Origin of the sequence: Flavobacterium gelidilacus DSM 15343, from assembly GCF_000422685.1 — a bacterium.
Lineage (GTDB): Bacteria > Bacteroidota > Bacteroidia > Flavobacteriales > Flavobacteriaceae > Flavobacterium > Flavobacterium gelidilacus.
Map to the genome: position 1 here is coordinate 193395 of NZ_KE383904.1, position 17307 is coordinate 210701.

Consider the following 17307-nt stretch of genomic DNA (forward strand, 5'->3'; position numbering starts at 1 on the left):
TTACGAATTTAAGGAAATCAAATGATTATTTACGAATTTTAGAAAAGTTAATATTCATAATCACGATAGCAAAAATAATTAAAAGAACTCCAAGCCATTGTGAAACAACAACTGTTTCATTTAATATAAAATAAGCCATCATAACAGAAACTGGTAATTCTAACGAAGAAACAATACTTCCTAAACCTAAACCTATATGGGGAAATCCAGAATTCATTAACATTGGTGGAATTATGGTTCCAAAAAGAGCCAAAACAATTCCCCATTTCATGAAAATTTCCGTGTTAAAAGGTGTCGTTTGCGTAAATAAAGCAAAACCAGCCACAGTAACTGCTCCACCAAGAAGCATGTATAAACTTCTTTGAGCTGATGAAATTCTTAAAGCCACTTTATTAGCCGTAAACATTGTTGTTGTAAAAGAACAAGCCGCTAACATTCCAAAAATTAAACCTCTCCAATCAATTTCAACAGTTGAGTTTAATAGGTTTGTAGCTAATAATGTTCCAATAAGTACAATTACAACTGCTATGATTTTTTGAGTTGAAGGAGCTTTTTTATCTAAAAACCATTCTAATAAAACGCCAATCCAAACGGTTTGCATTAACAAAACAATAGCAATAGAAACGTCAATATATTTTACACATAAATAATAGAAAACACTTGTCATTCCTAATGAAGTTCCAGCTAACATTAACTGAAAAATATTCTTTTTTGTAGCTTTAATTACAACCGTTTTAGCTTGTTGTTTTTGAAATAAATTGATAATTAAAATTCCAATAATTCCATATATAAATTGTGCTGAAGTAACTTCTGCAGTTGTGAAATCTTCTTTGTAAGCTAATTTAACAAACGTAGCTAACATTCCGTAGCTCGTTGCACCTAATCCTACTAAAAAAACTCCTTTTATGATATTGTTATTCGACATATTCTAAATATTAAAAAGCCTGCAAAGATAGTTTTTCTTTTTATAGATAACTTAAAATAAAAAAAGGATTTACTAGTTAAAGTAAATCCTTTTAAATGTTATAAAATTTCTATTAAAAAGCGTTTACAATAGCCAAAAAATCATCTGCTTTTAAAGCTGCTCCTCCAATTAAACCACCATCAACATCTGGATTTGAGAAAATCTCTTTTGCATTATCAGGTTTTACACTTCCGCCATAAAGAATGGAAACATTTTCAGCTACTTCGTATCCATATACTTTTTCGATTAAAGTACGGATGAATTTATGCATTTCCTGAGCTTGTGCTGGAGATGCAGTTTCACCAGTTCCAATTGCCCAAACAGGTTCGTAGGCTAAAACTATTTTAGACCAATCGCTTTTTTCTAAATGAAATAAAGCATCACGCAATTGATATTCAACCACATTAAAATGATTGTCTATTTGTCTGTCTTTCAGTTCTTCACCAAAGCAAAAAATGATTCTCATTTCATGTTTTAATGCCGTATCAACTTTAAGCGCTAATAAAGCATCAGTTTCATGAAAATAAGCACGTCTTTCACTGTGACCTAAAATTACTGTGTTTACACCAATTGATGTTAACATATCAGCCGAAATTTCACCTGTAAAAGCACCACCTTCTGCTTGATGCATATTTTGAGCAGCTACTGTTATTCCTTTTCCATTTGTTTTTTCAACAGCTGTTAAAAGGTTAACAAAAGTAGGAGCAACAACTATTTCAGTTTCATTTTTAGCTTTTTTAGCTATAATTTCTTCAAGAAGTGTAACTGTTTCTTGATTGTTTTTGTGCATTTTCCAATTTCCTGCAACGATGTGTTTTCTCATTTTATATTTGTTTTAGCCACAGATTTTCAAATTTATCTTTTCTGAAGATCCAAAATCTGAATATCTATTATCTTATTTCAATTTTTCTAAAGTTTCAATTAACTTATTATCATCAGCTTCAATTACTTTAAATAAAGCAATTTTACCTGTTTTATCTACAATCATATATCTTGGAATCCAATCTAAATTGATTGATTTTCCAAAAACACCTTTCATTCCGTCAGCAATTAAATAATGTTCACCTTGAACGTCATATTTTTCAATTCCTTTGATCCATGCATCATGTTTTTTATCTACTGAAAGGAATAAATAAGTTACGTCAGGATAATTTTCTTGTAAAGTTTTTACTTTAGGCATTCCTTTGATACAATCTGGACACCAAGAAGCCCAAACATCAATAACGATTGTTTTTCCTTCATATTTTTTAAGAATTTCTTGAAATGTGATATCTGTGTTTTCTACAGTTTTCATTGTGTTAGACAAAGCTTCAGCCTTAAATTCAGTTTGTTGGGCTTGTGAACAAGAGAAAGTACTTAGAGCAATTGCTAGTATTGAGAATATTTTTTTCATTGTGTTTTATTTAATTTTTGAATAAGGTTGTTTTACCATTATTGCTAATGCTTTTCCATCAAAGTGATTTGCATCAATTCCGTCATACATTTTAATCTTATTTCCATTCCATAAGTATAAAACTCCTGGAGTATTTCTATTGTCACCTAATTCATTCCAAAACGGAATAATTTCAATCACTTTATAAGGATAAGTAGCTTGTGCGATTTTAAAGAATTCAGGAATTTTAAAAGCTTCTTCATTCATGAAAATGATTTTCACTTCAGGAAAATTTTTATCTTTTTTTCGCATAGCTGTTAATTCTTTGGCAGCATCTTGACAATGGTCACAACCTGGTGCAAAAAAGCAAAGTATTTTTTTCTCTTTATCTATATCAGCATAAAATTTGGCATAACCCGATTTTGTTGCTTTTGGTTCATCTACAACTTCTTTAATTTCTTCTGTTTTTTTGACAGTATCTTTATTTATTTCAGAAATAACAGGTTCAGCATTTATAAAAGTAGAATCTATTTCAATTGGAACAATAGCGTTAATTTCTTCTGTTGTTGGGTTTTCAAGAATTGTTTCAATTGGTCGAATTGGAGCCAACATAAATAATCCTAAAATTGAAGCTAAAGTTATTGTTGATGTAAACCACAAACGACTTTTTGCTGTATCAGTAATTTTCAACATTAGTAACCAAATCAATAATCCAATTGCAATAATGTTTTTAATCATTGCTTCAATGGGCGTCATGGGAATTAATTCACCAAAACAACCACAACTTCCTGAATTTCCACCAGTTTTAAACGTTTCGTAGGCTAAATGAATTGTAAAAACAGCTAACATTAAGATTGAAACAGGTGTAATTACTTTTCTGATTTTGACTGGTAATAAGAATAATAATCCTAAAGCTAATTCAATTCCGATTAAAAATCTAGAAAAGAAAGGAGCTATGTTTTCAGAAAATCCCAAAGGATAAAGTTGTTTTACTTCAAAAGTTGAAATGGCAAAATAAGGTGATGGATATATTTTTGCAACTGCTGAGAGTATAAAAAGACCAGCAATTATTATTCTGATAATCCAAGAAAGGGCATATTTATTCATTTTTAAAAGGCTTAATTCTTAATACTAAAATCTTAATTCTTATAGTTAGTAAAACTACAATTTCTAAAATTAAATTTTGTTAATAGTATGTTATTCTGTTGTTATTGCTAATCTTTTCCCATTAATATCAAGGCAAAAATCGAATAGTTAATCATATCTTGATAGTTAGCATCAATTCCTTCAGAAACTAGAGTTTTACCTTTGTTATCTTCAATCTGCTTTACGCGAAGTAATTTTTGAAGAATTAAATCCGTTAAACTACTCACACGCATTTCTCTCCAAGCTTCCCCATAATCGTGGTTTTTATTTTCCATTAATTCTTTGGTTAGCGTCACTTTTTCATCATATAATTTTACGCCTTCTTCAAAACCTAAGTCAGGTTGATCGGCAATTCCTTTATCTATTTGAATTAAAGCCATGATGCAATAATTGATGATTCCGATAAATTCAGAGGTTTCATCTTCGTCTACTTTTCGGACTTCATTTTCTTGTAAACTTCTAATTCTTTGGGCTTTTATAAAAATTTGATCGGTTAGCGATGGCAAACGCAAAATTCTCCAAGCACTACCGTAATCTTTCATTTTCTTTGAATATAATTCCCTGCAAATTGCAATAATTGAATCATATTGTTTTGATGTATTCTTCATTAGAATTGTATCTTTGTATATAATTTTCAAAAATAGAGTTTTTTTTTAGATTTTCGGATTTTCGGATAATAGATTTTCAGACAAACCTGAAACTAAAAGAAACTAAACAAATAATGAAAACTTTGAAACAAACTATTAACTGCAAAGGAAACTTGATTGATTTATCGCAACCCAAAGTAATGGGAATTTTAAATTTGACACCAAATTCATTTTATGATGGTGGAAAATATAAAAATACAGTTGAAGTTATACATCAAGTTGAAAAAATGTTGCAAGATGGTGCGACTTTTATCGATGTTGGTGCTTATTCAAGTAAGCCTAATGCTGATTTTGTTTCTGAAGAAGAAGAAATTAGTCGATTGATTCCAATTGTTGAATTATTAGTTGAAAAGTTTCCTGACATTTTACTTTCCGTCGATACTTTTAGAAGTCAAGTTGCAAAAATTGCTATTGAAAATGGCGTTGCAATGGTAAACGATATTTCAGCAGGAATGTTAGATGATAAAATGATTGAAACTGTTTCGAAATTGCAAGTTCCTTATATAATGATGCACATGAGAGGAAATCCTCAAACGATGCAAAGTCTGACGAATTATGAAGATATTGTAAAAGAAATGATCTATTATTTTTCCGAAAGAATTAAAACAGCCAGGAGTTTTGGGATGAATGACATCATCATTGATCCAGGATTTGGTTTTGCAAAAACCTTGGATCAGAATTATGAAGCACTTCAAAAATTAGAATTATTTTCAATGTTAGAGTTACCTTTGCTAGCTGGAATTTCAAGAAAATCTATGATTTATAAAACGTTGGAAAGTACAGCAGAAGAAGCTTTAAACGGAACAACCGTTTTAAATACAATTGCTTTACAAAAAGGAGCAAAAATTCTACGTGTTCATGATGTAAAAGAAGCTGTAGAATGTGTTAAATTAATCAATAAATTAAATTAGATTCTGAATCAAGTTCAGAATAACAAAGGAAAACATGAAAAAAATACTTTTTATAACAACTATATTTTTGTTCATTTCTTGTAAAAAGCAAGACGTTCAATTGCCAAAATCCAATAAAACAATTTTAAAAGATATTCAGGATCATTCTCCTGTTTATATGTTTTTTAAAGTTACAGAAAAAGATACAACAGTTGAACTTAATCGCCAAAATACAATTAGCACAACCAATTGGATTTATAATATTGACAAACGTTTGCCATTAAAATTTGTTATTCCAGAAGTGATGAAATTGCAAGAAAAAAAGAAAAACTCATCTCATACAAAAGAAGGAGCAATTAATGTTTACTCTTATGCCGATTCTATTGGAAAAAATTTGGCCTTTTTGCCTTTTACGAATGTTGTTTATAAATATGACAAAGAATTTTCAAAATTTTATATTATTGATAACAGTAAAGTATATATAGGTTTTCAAAATTTCAGCATCAATTTTAATAAAGATAATAAAATTACAGTTGATGGAAATGATGTTGGAAGAGAAGAATTTGTATCCTTTATAAAAGATTATACCCCTTTTGTAAGTCAAGGTAAAACAGCCTTATTGCATTTAAATTTTGAAGTCAGTTTAACTTATGAGCAATACATACAAAATAAAGTTATGCTTAATGAAGTCCTCTCAGATAGTATTGCATTTTCTCCAATAGAATTCATTTACGATACCAAAAAATTACCCGAATGTGGTTGTAAGCTTTAAAATTTAGAATTCAGAAGCCTTTTCTAACTTCTGAATTCTAAATTCATTATTGATGATGATAAGGTTCATTTTTTAAAATCGTAAAACCACGATAAAGCTGTTCAATTACAAACAACCTTACCATTTGATGGGAGAAAGTCATTTCCGATAAAGAAACTTTTCCGTTGGCTTTTTGATAAACGGTTTCACTAAAACCATAAGGACCACCAATTACAAATACTAATGTTTTAATTCCAGCATTCATTTTCTTTTGTAAAAACTCCGAAAATCCTAAACTTGAAAACGTTTTGCCATTTTCATCTAATAGTATAAGATTGTCGGTTGGTGTAATTTTAGATAGAATTAACTCACCTTCTTTTTCTTTTTGTTGTGCTTCCGAAAGGTTTTTGACGTTTTTTATATCAGGAATAATTTCTAAATCAAACTTTACATAAAAAGACAAACGCTTGGTATATTCTTCAATCAATGTTTGAAGATTTTTGTTGTCAGTTTTGCCAATTGCGATTAGTTTAATGTTCATTTTAAAACTTTTTGCAAATGTACAATTCTTTATTTATTGATAATCTTCATACCAATTAAAATTGTTTTCTATAATCTCTTTTTTATGTTCTCTTATGAAATTAAGATAAGCTTTTGCAATAGGAGAAAGTGATTTTTGTGATTGCCAAATTAGGTTCCAATCTGTTTTAGTAGGCAATCCTTTTACAGGGATAATTTTTAAATCTCCTTTTTGCAATTCATTTTTTATTCCAATCAACGGCATAATAGAAAGACCTAAACCAGCAATTACAGCTTGTTTTACAGCTTCGTTAGACGTCAATTCTAGTTTGTTTTTAATTTTTAAATGGTTAGTTTCAAAAAAGCGTTCCATCTTAAAACGAGTTCCTGATCCATTTTCTCTATATATAATAGGAAATTCAGTAATTTTTTTAGGCAAAATTATATTTTTTGGCATTTCAAAATCGCGGTTAGCGACTAAGAAAAGTTTGTTTTGCATCAATTCTTCATTGAATACTCTCAAGTTTTCGGGTAAAATTGAAACTAAAGCAAAATCAACTTCATTTTTTTCTAAACTTCTAATAACCTTTGATTTATTGGTCACATCTAGTTGAAGGTCTATGCCTTGATGTTTTTTTAAAAAATCTGATAGAAAATAGGGTATAATATATTTAGCTGTAGAAACTACAGAAATTTTTAAAGTTCCTGTCAAGTGTCCTTTGAAAGCTAAAGTTTTGAATTGAATTTCTTGTACTTCATTATTTATTCTTCTGGCAATTTCTGCAATTTCATCTCCAAATTCGGTTACATATAATTGTCTACCAATAATTTCGGTTAAAGGAATTTCAAATTGGTCTTGAAAATTTCTCAATTGAATGGAAACTGCAGGTTGAGTTAAATGTAATTCTTCAGCAGCTTTAGTAACGCTCTTAGTTTCTACAATTTTTAAAAACACTTGCAATTGGTGTAATGTGTAATTCATAAAATATGTTTATGTAAAGTATATAATATATAAATAAAAACTAATGACAATAAAATATAATATTTGCAAAAGAATTTATGATAAAATAATAATGCATAAATATAAATTATAAATATGAATTTTTTAAAAGAATCCAAAAATAATTTTATTAAATAATTACTAATCAATAAATACAAATAATTATGACACGAATTACAGTAGCAAAAGGAGATGGAATTGGTCCAGAAATTATGGATGCAACATTGAAAATTATCAAAGCAGCAGGTGCAAAAATTGAAATTGATGAAATTGAAGTTGGAGAAAAAGTATATTTATCGGGTAATACTTCAGGAATAGCCAATGAATCTTGGGATATAATTAGAAGAAACAAAATTTTCTTAAAAGCACCAATCACAACGCCTCAAGGTGGTGGATATAAAAGTTTAAATGTAACGACAAGAAAATTTTTAGGTTTATATTCTAATGTTAGGCCTTGTATGAGCTTACATCCTTTTGTAGAGACCAAACATCCTAATATGGATATAGTAATTGTTAGAGAAAATGAAGAAGATTTATATGCAGGTATTGAACACCAACAAACTGATGAAGTAGTTCAATGTTTAAAATTAATAAGCAGACCTGGTTGCGAAAAGATCATTCGATACGCATTTGAATATGCAAAAGTTTACGGAAGAAAAAAAGTAACTTGTTTCACAAAAGACAATATCATGAAGCAAACTGACGGATTGTTTCACGAGGTTTTTGACGAAATTGCTTTAGAATATCCAGAAATTGAAAACGAACATTGGATTATCGACATAGGTGCTGCAAAAATGGCAGATACGCCAGAAATTTTTGATGTAATTGTTACTTTAAATCTTTATGGTGATGTGATTTCTGATATTGCAGCTCAAATTGCAGGTTCGGTTGGTTTAGCTGGATCAGCTAACATAGGCGAAGAATGCGCTATGTTTGAAGCTATTCATGGATCTGCTCCCAGAAGAGCTGGTCAAAACATGGCTAATCCTTCAGGTTTATTGGAAGGAGCTGTCATGATGCTAAATCATATTGGACAAACAGAAGTTGCAGAAAAAGTTCAAAATGCTTGGTTAAAAACGATTGAAGACGGAATTCATACTTATGATATTTATAAAGAAAATATTAGTAAAGTAAAAGTTGGGACCAAAGAATTTGCGGAAGCAGTAATAGAAAATTTAGGGCAAAAACCCTCTATATTAAAAGTAGTTAATTTCTCAAAAGATGCCGTTTTAACCTTACCAAAATATGAGAAGAAAACACCAAAAAACAAAGAATTAGTTGGTGTAGACTTATTTGTACATTGGAATGGGACGAATCCAGATGAAATAGCTGAAATTCTCCAAAGTATAAATACAGAAAATAAAGAATTGACGATGATTACTAATAGAGGGATTAAGGTTTGGCCTGAAGGATTCAACGAAACTTATTGTACAGATCATTGGAGATGTAGATTTAAGCCTACAAACGGAAAAATAATGTATAAAAATCAGATAATTACGTTATTAACTAGAGCTCTGGAAGCTAAAATAGATGTCATTAAAACTGAAAATTTATATGAATTTGATGGAAAATCTGGATATTCTTTAGGTCAAGGACAATAAAAGAGAATTTTAAAATTGACATTATCAGCTAAACAACAATGATTTATGTTGTTGTTTAGTTTTTATATAAATAATGTTTATGAAACTCATTAAAAATATAAATAAAAATATATGAATAAGTTTATGGAGTTTTGCCTGATGAAAAACAATACCCTTAAGAAAACTAAATTAATTTTTGCAACAGTTATTTATCTGAGTTTGTTATATATGGCTTTTATTAAGCCACAATCAACTTTAATATCAGATAGTTTAATGGTTGGGTCAACTCTTTTTTACGGGTTGTATTCCATGTCAATTTTAATTAATAATCAGAAAATAACTAAAAACAATTAAAATGGAAAATCAGAAAGAATTTAAATTAGTAAAAGGTGTTTTTTCGCCAGAAGATGCTAAAGAAGTGTTGTTTAAGTTGGTTAACAGTAAAATTAAGTATCATCAATTGGAAAAGTTTAGTTTGGCTGAGCGAAATGCGGGTGATGTAAATTATTCTGAAGAAAGAATTCATCAGTTAGAATCTTCTAAAAATCAAATAGAAAATCAAATTAACCTGGCTCAAAAAGAAAACAAATTCATTAAGATTGATGGTACAATTGTTTTAGAGTTCATAGATAAGTTTTAATGTTTCAAGGTAGAAAACTACTAATTGCAACTAAACACAAAAAGGAAGTAGTAATCGTTCCTTTTTTTGAAAAACATCTACAAGTAGAATGTTTTGTAGCTAGTGAATTTGATACAGATTTATTAGGTACTTTTTCTGGAGAAATAGAACGAAAATTAGATGTAATTGAAACTTTAAGACAAAAATGCTTGTTAGCTCTTAAAAACACATCTTTTGATCTAGTAATAGCTAGTGAAGGTTCATTTGGAGCACATCCAACACTTTTTTTTGCTCAAGCTGATGATGAATTGCTGATGTTTAAAGACATAAAAAATGACATCGAAATAATTGCAAGACATATTTCAGTTGAAACTAATTTTGAAGGCATCCTCGTGAACAATACAAAAGCAATCGAGGATTTTGCCTCAAAAGTAAAATTCCCTTCACATGGAATCATTCTTAAATCTTCAGAAAATAACCCAGAAATAATTATAAAAGATTTTCTTTCACTTTCTGAATTGATTATTGCCTTCAAAAAATTAAATAAAAGTCATGAATTTGTATTTGCAGAAACAGATATGCGAGCACATAGAAATCCAACACGAATGCAAGTTATTAAACGAGCAACAGAAAAACTAGTTAAAAAAATTACCACATTATGCCCTTCCTGTCAATTTCCTGGTTTTGAAGTAAAACAAATAAATGCTGGTTTACCTTGTGGTTTTTGTGGTTTGAAAACAAAATCAACTTTAAGTTACACTTTTGGTTGTGCAAAATGTGATTATAAAGAAGAAAAGTATTTCCCTCTTGATAAAAAAATAGAAGATCCAATGTATTGTGATTATTGTAATCCTTAAGTTATGAAAATAAGTAACGATATTAATGAAGCTGCTTTTTGGTTAAGTCAAAATAAAGTAGTGGCAATTCCGACCGAAACAGTGTATGGATTGGCTGCAAATATTTATAATGAAGCAGCTGTAAATTCTATCTATAAAATTAAAAATAGGCCTTCCAATAATCCTTTAATTGTTCATATAAAATCAACGCGTGAATTGTATAAATATGTCGAAAATATTCCAGTTAAAGCAAGTTTATTAGCAAAGTATTTTTGGCCAGGACCATTGACATTAGTGTTAAAAAAAGCAGCTCATATTCCAGATTATATAACCTCTAATAAAGATACAGTTGCAATAAGAGTTCCTGCTCATCCAGCCACTTTAAAATTATTGGAAAGTTTGCTTTTTCCTTTAGCAGCTCCAAGTGCAAATCCTTCGAATAGTGTGAGTTCAACTACTGCTCAACATGTTTTGGATTATTTTGGAGATAAATTGCCTTTTATTTTAGATGGTGGTTCGTGTGCAAAAGGATTAGAGTCTACAATTGTAGGATTTGAAAAAGGAGAACCAATTATTTATAGGTTAGGAGCTTTATCCATTGAACATATAGAGAGAGTGATAGGAAAAGTTGAAATAAGAAATAACGCTACTCAAAGTCCAGACGCACCAGGTATGTTTTCTAAGCATTATGCTCCAAAAACACCTTTGTATATTACTAATGATTTAGAAACATTTTTAACAGAAAACAATACAACAAATATTGCTTTTTTAGGATTTGATAAGTCTTTAAGTCATTCAAAAATTACTCAAAATTATCTTTTGTCTGCAGAGGGAAATTATGATGAAGCTGCAACCAATTTATATAAAACCTTAATCGAAATAGATTCAAAAAATTTCGATTTAATAGTAACCCAATATTTACCCGAAATAGATTTAGGAAAATCTATAAACGACAGACTTTCAAGAGCTGCATTTAAAATAAATTAAAAACCCAACTATGAATTTAGATTTACTGATCGACAACTTAAAAAACCCAGCTTTATTATTTTTTATTTTAGGAATAATTGCTGTACGCTTGAAAAGTGATTTGACTATTCCAGAGAATTCTTCCAAGTTTATTTCTCTATATCTTTTGTTTGCAATTGGTTTTAAAGGTGGTCAAGAATTAGCGCACAGTGAATTTTCAATGGAAATTATTTACTGTATTATTTTTGGACTTTCAACAGCTGTTTTGATTCCTATTATTACCTTTTTTATACTAAAGAAAAAGCTTTCAGTTTCTAATGCTGGTGCTATTGCTGCAGCCTATGGTTCTGTAAGCGCTGTAACTTTTGTAACAGCCATTTCTTTTCTAGAATTACAAGACATCACTTTTAATGGACACATGGTAGCTGTGATGGCTTTGATGGAAGCACCTGCAATTATCGTAGGAGTTGTTTTAATTCGCATGTTTTCATCTAAAAAAGAAACGGATGCATCTCAATCTTTAGGATCAATTATAAAACATTCTTTTACCAACGGAAGTGTTCTTCTAATTTTAGGAAGTTTAGTAATTGGATTTTTGGCAAGTGACGAACAAGCGTTAGGTATTAAACCTTTTACAAACGATTTGTTTAAAGGGTTTTTAGCAATTTTTCTATTAGATATGGGAATCGTTTGTGGTAAAAAATTAAAAGATTTTTTAAAGAATGGAGCTTTTACAACAGTTTTTGCCATAGTAGTTCCATTGATAAACGGAATTATATTTGCTTGCTTAAGTGGTTTTTTTACTCAAAATATTGGTGATAGATTCATGTTAGCCGTTTTGGCAGCAAGTGCTTCATATATAGCTGTTCCTGCTGCCATGAAGATTGCAGTGCCTAAAGCAAATCCGGGAATTTTTATTCCAATGGCTTTAGCAATTACTTTTCCTGTCAATATTACTATAGGAATGCCGATTTATATGTTTGTGATTATGTCTTGTTAAAAAATTAAATTAATTTATACTAACTAAGGTATTTTTAAGTTATTCTAAAATAACATCATAAAATGAAATACCTTTTTTTAGTAGTTTTTATAGTAGTCTTTAGTTGTAAAGAAGTTTCTTCGGAAAAATTTCTTTCCGAAATAGTTAATAAGGAAAAGTCAGCTAAAGACTATTCTAAAAAACATCAAGAAGCTTTAACTTATTGTGAAGATAATGGTTTTAACGAAAACTATTATTTTTTAGTTGATATGAGTATTCATTCAGGTAAAAATAGATTTTTTGTTTACGATTTTATTTCAGAAACTATTACAGATAAAAATCTTGTAACCCATGGAAGTTGCGATAAATTTGAAGATAATGAAACCAAATGGGAAAAAGCAAAATTTAGTAATGCAAAAAATAGTCATTGTTCATCAAAAGGGAAGTTTAAAATTGGTAAACGCGATTATAGTAGTTGGGGAATTAATGTAAAATATTGGCTACATGGTTTAGAACCTTCAAACAATAGTGCTGTTGAAAGAGTAGTGGTGCTTCATTCTTGGAATGCTGTTAAAAATAAAGAAATTTATCCTAAATATTCACCTTTAAGTTGGGGTTGTCCTGCTGTTTCTAATGAATTTATGAAAGTTTTAGATGAAAAATTAAAAATATCAGAAAAGCCTGTTTTACTTTGGATTATAGAATAATTATTCTGTTTTTTCTTCTATTAAATCACTTAAATGAACTCTCAAAGCTGTCACTGAAATACTAATTTCCCAAAATGATAAAGCTAGAGAAGCCAGCAAAGAAAGCATACTAGCTCCGAAAAGAAATATACCAATCATTTGTTGTTCAATGAATAACAAAAGCATCGCAAAAACAGATAAGAACAAACACATTACACCAAAAAGTTGCATGTATCTGATTAATGTAATGCGAAGATTTAAGTTTTTAATTTGCAGTAAGATACTTTTTGTTTGTTCTTGGTCATACGTTTTTTTTAAGCTTCTAACTATTTGAGCAATAGTTAAAAAGCGATTGGTATAAGCCAATAAAATTAGAGAAGTTGCAGAAAAAAGTAGTGCTGGAGTTTCTATGTTTAATGTCATGATCTAATTTTCGTAGTTTATTATAATTTCATCTGTATTTAACCTAACTTTTAACCATTCTTTTATTTGATTTCTTTCTTTCGAATTTATTTTTTCAATAGATTTTAGATTAGAAATCCAAATATTTTTCTGTAGGGAATCATTTACTAAAGTAGATGGCTGCAAAACAAAATTTTCAATAGAAGGATATTGTGCTTTTAATTCTTTGTAAATTTGAGTAGTCAATGTTTTTTGTTTATTAATACTGTCTAATTGATTAGAAAGATTTTCAATAAGAATGGCTTTTTCACTAATAGCATTAGTTAATAATTTTTCTTGATCGTTATTGTTGCTTTCATTTAAATATGAAAAACCTTGTTGAATTTTTAAAATACAGTCTTGAAGATAATATTTATTTAGTTTAGCTTTTAACACATTGACAGCACTATCCTTTATTAATAATCCTCCATAAGTTAATACAATCTCCTTGCCATCAGCATTTATAGTTTTTTTTAATAAATAATTGTCTGGTAAGTTAGCTTCATTGTTAATAAATTCGTTGGCTTTTTTTTCAAATTTATTTTTTTGCACAATGTCATATCCAAAATAAATACTTGGAATTAAAGTTATGATTACTATTATCCAAACAATTCTATTTACTCTGGCTTTTTCTTTTTCATCAGGATGAACTTTAAAAGGAAATTTTAAAAGTCGAGCAGTAATTAAGGTCGCCAAAGCAATAAAAACGGTATTAATTAAGAATAAATAGAAAGCACCTAAAAAATATTCCCATCGTAAAGTTGCTAAACCATACCCAGCAGTACATAATGGAGGCATCAATGCAGTTGCAATAGCTACACCAGGAATGACGTTTCCTTTTAGTTTACTTGAAGTAGCTAAAATTCCAGCTAAACCACCAACAAAAGCAATTAATACATCATAAATTGTTGGAGAAGTTCTGGCTAATATTTCAGTATGAGCATCATTTATTGGTGAAATTGCAAAGTATAAAGTTGAAGTAACCAAACCAACAGCAGCAGCAAAAAGATAATTATAACCAGCTTTTTTAAGCAATGTTAAATCATTAATAGCCATTCCTAAACCTAACCCCATAATTGGTCCCATTAAAGGAGAAATTAACATGGCTCCAATAACTACAGCAGGAGAATTTATATTTAAACCCAATGATGCAATAAAAATAGCAAATACTAAAACCCAAAGATTGGTTCCTTGAAAATCAACACCATTATAGATAGATTCAATAACATTTTTGAAACTTTCTTTTTCTCTGTTTAATTTAAAATTGTCTAATATATTCATGTAGGCTTATTTCTATAGTGTAAAAATACATTTTCTTTTTTGATTTTTTTTCATAAAAAATCCGATATGAAGTTCATATCGGATTTTTGATTCCCTATTTATATTTTATTTAATTTTTTAAATACTTCTCTAAAAACTGGTCTTGTTCCCACAATAAATGAAAAATATTTTCTTGAGCAACATAACCATGACTTTCTTTTGGCAAAAGAACCATTCTTACTGGAGCACCTAATCCTTTTAAAGCTTGAAAATAACGTTCCGTTTGCAAAGTAAATGTGCCAGGATTGTTATCTGCTTCGCCATGAACTAATAACAGAGGTGTTTTCATTTTTTGTGCATTCATAAATGGTGACATTGTGTTATAAATAGCAGGAACATCCCAATAATTACGTTGTTCACTCTGAAAACCAAATGGAGTTAATGTTCTGTTGTAAGCTCCACTTCGTGCAATTCCACAAGCAAATAAATTAGAGTGTGTTAGTAAATTTGCAGTCATAAACGCACCATAACTATGTCCACCAACAGCCACTTTTGCTTTGTTGATATAACCTAATTTGTCAACAGCATCAATTGCAGCTTCAGCATTTCCAACTAATTGTTGGATAAAAGTATCGTTTGGTTCTGTTTCTCCTTCTCCTACAATTGGAAAAGAAGCATCATCCAAAACCGCATAACCTCTAGTTACCCAATAAACAAATGAACCATAATATGGGAAAGTGAATTCATTAGGATTTTGTGTGCTTTGTCCAGCACTGTTTTTGTCTTTATACTCTCTAGGATAAGCCCAAATTAATAAAGGTAATTTTTCTTTTTTCTTCATATCATAACCTGCTGGCAAGTATAAAGTTCCAGATAAATCTACACCATCTTTTCTTTTGTAATTGATAACTTCTTTATAAACATTTTTAATGCTTTCAAAAGGATTAGCAAATTGCGTAATTGGCGTTACTTTTTTGCTTTTTAAGCTTCGCATATAATAATTTGGATACTCATTTTTAGATTGAAGCATAATCATAACTTCACCTTTTTTTACATCTTCTAACGAAAGTAAATCTTCTTTTTTGTCTTTATAAGCTGATTGGTATAAACGTTTTGGAGTTAATGATTTTAAACTAAATTCATCAATAAAAGGAAATTGACCATCTTTTGTATAACCATTACCGATTAAATATAAATTATTATTTTCTACTAATAATACATTTTGTCCAAATTCGTTTTTATGGGTTTCAAAATTCCCAGGATCAGCGTAGACATCTTGCGAATTTCTATCTGAAATAATTTTTGGAGTTACAGCGCTATTTGATGGATCAAAAAGATATGTTTTTGCATTTCTGGTGTCATACCAACTATCATAAGCAATTGCTATGTTTTTTGTTCCCCAAGTAATTCCAGCATAACGCTGTTTTGTTTTTAAAATTGAAGTAGGTTTTGAAGTAAAAGGAGCATCCCAAGAAAAAACTTCATCTCTAAATTCTACTTCATTTGCTGGGTCACCTTCGTCTAATGCTTCTACATAAGATAAAGTTGCGGGTAAATCATTTCTCCAACCCATACTTCTTATTCCTTTACGTGTTGCCATAAAACCTTTTGGTCTAATTTCGTCTAAGGGAACTTCATTTACAACTTTTACGGACTTTCCACTTGCATCATAAATTGTAGATGTTATAGGGAAACGACTTACAGAAACTATATAAGAAAATGGTTTCTCAACTGTGTTTATCATAATGAAATTTCCATCAGGAGAAAAACTTTCACCAGCATACATAGCAGCTTCTTTGAATAATGATTTAGTTCCATTTAAAGAAACCTTATATAATTCTGAAGTAATTAAACTTTCAAAATTAGCCTCGTCAGTTTTGTTTTTTAATAAATCTTGATAGGTTCTATTCTGAGATTTTGAACCATCACTAGTTGAAACAGTTGGTCCAGTTGGAATATCTTTCAACGTATCAATTAAAGCAGGTTTGTTTGCAGGTAAAGTTCTAATTAAGATGTTTTCACTGTCATTAAACCAACTTGCTGGATTTCCAATATTTGCATTTATAATTCCTTCGGTTAGTTTTTTAGCTGAAGCAGAGGTAACATCAATAACCCATAATTCAACTCCTTTTTGAGTGGTTTGTGTAAATGAAATTTTCTTATAGTTTGGTGACCAAGAAATATTTGTAATTCGAGGATTTTTTGGTAAACCTGAAACTTGAGTAAGATTTTTATCAGAAAATTTTCTGATTTTTAAATTGTTGATGTAAGTTACTGAACTTGAAATGTTGGTAATTGGGTTAATTCGTAAACCACCTAATTTCATTTCATCTTGATTTAAATCTTCAAGATTTTTGTATGTATTTCTATAACTAAATAAAATATATTGACGCTCTTTATCCATAGATATTGAAGGTGCTCTTTCATAATCCGCTAAAGCCAAAATCTCTTTTGGAGGTGTTTGGTAAGAAACATTTTCTTGCGAAAAACCCAAAAATCCTATAAATAGGAAAAGTAAGTGTAAAAATTTTAATTTCATAAGTTGATTGATTTTGTTTTTTGAAGGCTCTAAAATACGTAGTTTTTTTAATAAAAAAGCAAAAATAAATGATAAAAAAAAGGCTAAATTTTATTAATTTAAAAATTTTGGT

The 17307-nt window shown here is 29.3% G+C and carries 18 protein-coding genes; 8 read left to right on the plus strand and 10 right to left on the minus strand.

From position 1 onward, the window contains the following. Positions 1-25: 25 nt before the first annotated feature. From G507_RS0113410 to G507_RS0113430, 5 genes are all read right to left on the minus strand, one after another. A complete protein-coding gene (locus G507_RS0113410) occupies positions 26-925 on the minus strand; it encodes an EamA family transporter (RefSeq protein WP_026717970.1) in 900 nt (299 codons plus the stop codon). 112 nt (positions 926-1037) lie between these two features. Then, positions 1038-1787, minus strand: a complete 750-nt coding sequence (gene tpiA, locus G507_RS0113415) for a triose-phosphate isomerase (protein WP_026717971.1) — start codon at positions 1785-1787, stop codon at positions 1038-1040. Positions 1788-1859: 72 nt separating this feature from the next. Continuing rightward, a complete protein-coding gene (locus tag G507_RS0113420) occupies positions 1860-2357 on the minus strand; it encodes a TlpA disulfide reductase family protein (RefSeq protein WP_026717972.1) in 498 nt (165 codons plus the stop codon). Positions 2358-2363: 6 nt separating this feature from the next. Next, on the minus strand, positions 2364-3443 hold the full coding sequence (locus G507_RS0113425; RefSeq protein WP_026717973.1) for a MauE/DoxX family redox-associated membrane protein: 1080 nt from the start codon (positions 3441-3443) through the stop codon (positions 2364-2366). A gap of 107 nt (positions 3444-3550) precedes the next feature. Continuing rightward, positions 3551-4090 carry a DUF1599 domain-containing protein gene (locus G507_RS0113430; RefSeq protein ID WP_026717974.1) on the minus strand — a complete coding sequence of 180 codons (540 nt, stop codon included), beginning with the start codon at positions 4088-4090 and terminating at the stop codon, positions 3551-3553. A 113-nt stretch (positions 4091-4203) separates the two neighbouring features. Here G507_RS0113430 and folP point away from each other — a divergent pair, with 113 nt between their 5' ends. Next, positions 4204-5040, plus strand: coding sequence for a dihydropteroate synthase (gene folP / locus G507_RS0113435; protein WP_035666284.1), 837 nt, complete (start codon positions 4204-4206; stop codon positions 5038-5040). A gap of 34 nt (positions 5041-5074) precedes the next feature. Continuing rightward, entirely contained in the window at positions 5075-5791 is a 717-nt protein-coding gene (locus G507_RS16985) for a hypothetical protein (RefSeq protein ID WP_051191696.1), read from the plus strand. Between the two features lie 46 nt (positions 5792-5837). On the opposite strand, the gene rlmH is transcribed toward G507_RS16985, so the two are convergent. Together rlmH and G507_RS0113450 are read right to left on the minus strand one after the other, a co-directional pair. Then, positions 5838-6311 (minus strand): 23S rRNA (pseudouridine(1915)-N(3))-methyltransferase RlmH, encoded by a 474-nt coding sequence (gene rlmH, locus G507_RS0113445; protein WP_026717976.1) that lies wholly within the window; start codon positions 6309-6311, stop codon positions 5838-5840. Positions 6312-6344: 33 nt separating this feature from the next. Continuing rightward, entirely contained in the window at positions 6345-7271 is a 927-nt protein-coding gene (locus G507_RS0113450) for a LysR family transcriptional regulator (RefSeq protein WP_026717977.1), read from the minus strand. Positions 7272-7453: 182 nt separating this feature from the next. On the opposite strand from G507_RS0113450, the gene G507_RS0113455 reads away from it, so the two are divergent. From G507_RS0113455 to G507_RS0113485, 6 genes are all read left to right on the plus strand, one after another. Continuing rightward, complete coding sequence (locus tag G507_RS0113455; protein ID WP_026717978.1) at positions 7454-8890, plus strand: NADP-dependent isocitrate dehydrogenase; 1437 nt, start codon at positions 7454-7456, stop codon at positions 8888-8890. A gap of 334 nt (positions 8891-9224) precedes the next feature. Then, positions 9225-9509, plus strand: coding sequence for a hypothetical protein (locus G507_RS0113465; RefSeq protein WP_026717979.1), 285 nt, complete (start codon positions 9225-9227; stop codon positions 9507-9509). Next, the gene (locus G507_RS0113470) at positions 9509-10345 is read left to right on the plus strand and encodes a DUF6671 family protein (protein ID WP_026717980.1); all 837 of its coding nucleotides are present in this window, start codon (positions 9509-9511) and stop codon (positions 10343-10345) included. Before G507_RS0113465 ends, G507_RS0113470 begins: the two co-directional genes overlap by 1 nt. 3 nt (positions 10346-10348) lie before the next feature. Further along, positions 10349-11311 carry an L-threonylcarbamoyladenylate synthase gene (locus tag G507_RS0113475; RefSeq protein WP_026717981.1) on the plus strand — a complete coding sequence of 321 codons (963 nt, stop codon included), beginning with the start codon at positions 10349-10351 and terminating at the stop codon, positions 11309-11311. 10 nt (positions 11312-11321) lie between these two features. Continuing rightward, complete coding sequence (locus tag G507_RS0113480; protein WP_026717982.1) at positions 11322-12290, plus strand: sodium-dependent bicarbonate transport family permease; 969 nt, start codon at positions 11322-11324, stop codon at positions 12288-12290. Positions 12291-12352: 62 nt separating this feature from the next. Next, positions 12353-12976, plus strand: a complete 624-nt coding sequence (locus G507_RS0113485) for a murein L,D-transpeptidase catalytic domain-containing protein (RefSeq protein ID WP_026717983.1) — start codon at positions 12353-12355, stop codon at positions 12974-12976. Here the strand turns inward: G507_RS0113485 and G507_RS0113490 are convergent, their stop codons facing one another. The 3 genes from G507_RS0113490 to G507_RS0113500 form a co-directional block, all read right to left on the minus strand. Next, the gene (locus G507_RS0113490) at positions 12977-13378 is read right to left on the minus strand and encodes a DUF2721 domain-containing protein (protein WP_026717984.1); all 402 of its coding nucleotides are present in this window, start codon (positions 13376-13378) and stop codon (positions 12977-12979) included. A 3-nt stretch (positions 13379-13381) separates the two neighbouring features. Continuing rightward, positions 13382-14677 carry a DUF389 domain-containing protein gene (locus G507_RS0113495; protein ID WP_026717985.1) on the minus strand — a complete coding sequence of 432 codons (1296 nt, stop codon included), beginning with the start codon at positions 14675-14677 and terminating at the stop codon, positions 13382-13384. A gap of 109 nt (positions 14678-14786) precedes the next feature. Further along, on the minus strand, positions 14787-17195 hold the full coding sequence (locus G507_RS0113500; protein WP_026717986.1) for an alpha/beta hydrolase family protein: 2409 nt from the start codon (positions 17193-17195) through the stop codon (positions 14787-14789). Positions 17196-17307 lie beyond the last annotated feature (112 nt).

Coding starts and splice junctions, on each gene's coding strand:
- G507_RS0113410 (WP_026717970.1), bottom strand. CDS start 925: ATGTCGAATAACAATATCATAAAAGGAGTTTTTTTAGTAGGATTAGGT.
- tpiA (WP_026717971.1), bottom strand. CDS start 1,787: ATGAGAAAACACATCGTTGCAGGAAATTGGAAAATGCACAAAAACAAT.
- G507_RS0113420 (WP_026717972.1), bottom strand. CDS start 2,357: ATGAAAAAAATATTCTCAATACTAGCAATTGCTCTAAGTACTTTCTCT.
- G507_RS0113425 (WP_026717973.1), bottom strand. CDS start 3,443: ATGAATAAATATGCCCTTTCTTGGATTATCAGAATAATAATTGCTGGT.
- G507_RS0113430 (WP_026717974.1), bottom strand. CDS start 4,090: ATGAAGAATACATCAAAACAATATGATTCAATTATTGCAATTTGCAGG.
- folP (WP_035666284.1), top strand. CDS start 4,204: ATGAAAACTTTGAAACAAACTATTAACTGCAAAGGAAACTTGATTGAT.
- G507_RS16985 (WP_051191696.1), top strand. CDS start 5,075: ATGAAAAAAATACTTTTTATAACAACTATATTTTTGTTCATTTCTTGT.
- rlmH (WP_026717976.1), bottom strand. CDS start 6,311: ATGAACATTAAACTAATCGCAATTGGCAAAACTGACAACAAAAATCTT.
- G507_RS0113450 (WP_026717977.1), bottom strand. CDS start 7,271: ATGAATTACACATTACACCAATTGCAAGTGTTTTTAAAAATTGTAGAA.
- G507_RS0113455 (WP_026717978.1), top strand. CDS start 7,454: ATGACACGAATTACAGTAGCAAAAGGAGATGGAATTGGTCCAGAAATT.
- G507_RS0113465 (WP_026717979.1), top strand. CDS start 9,225: ATGGAAAATCAGAAAGAATTTAAATTAGTAAAAGGTGTTTTTTCGCCA.
- G507_RS0113470 (WP_026717980.1), top strand. CDS start 9,509: ATGTTTCAAGGTAGAAAACTACTAATTGCAACTAAACACAAAAAGGAA.
- G507_RS0113475 (WP_026717981.1), top strand. CDS start 10,349: ATGAAAATAAGTAACGATATTAATGAAGCTGCTTTTTGGTTAAGTCAA.
- G507_RS0113480 (WP_026717982.1), top strand. CDS start 11,322: ATGAATTTAGATTTACTGATCGACAACTTAAAAAACCCAGCTTTATTA.
- G507_RS0113485 (WP_026717983.1), top strand. CDS start 12,353: ATGAAATACCTTTTTTTAGTAGTTTTTATAGTAGTCTTTAGTTGTAAA.
- G507_RS0113490 (WP_026717984.1), bottom strand. CDS start 13,378: ATGACATTAAACATAGAAACTCCAGCACTACTTTTTTCTGCAACTTCT.
- G507_RS0113495 (WP_026717985.1), bottom strand. CDS start 14,677: ATGAATATATTAGACAATTTTAAATTAAACAGAGAAAAAGAAAGTTTC.
- G507_RS0113500 (WP_026717986.1), bottom strand. CDS start 17,195: ATGAAATTAAAATTTTTACACTTACTTTTCCTATTTATAGGATTTTTG.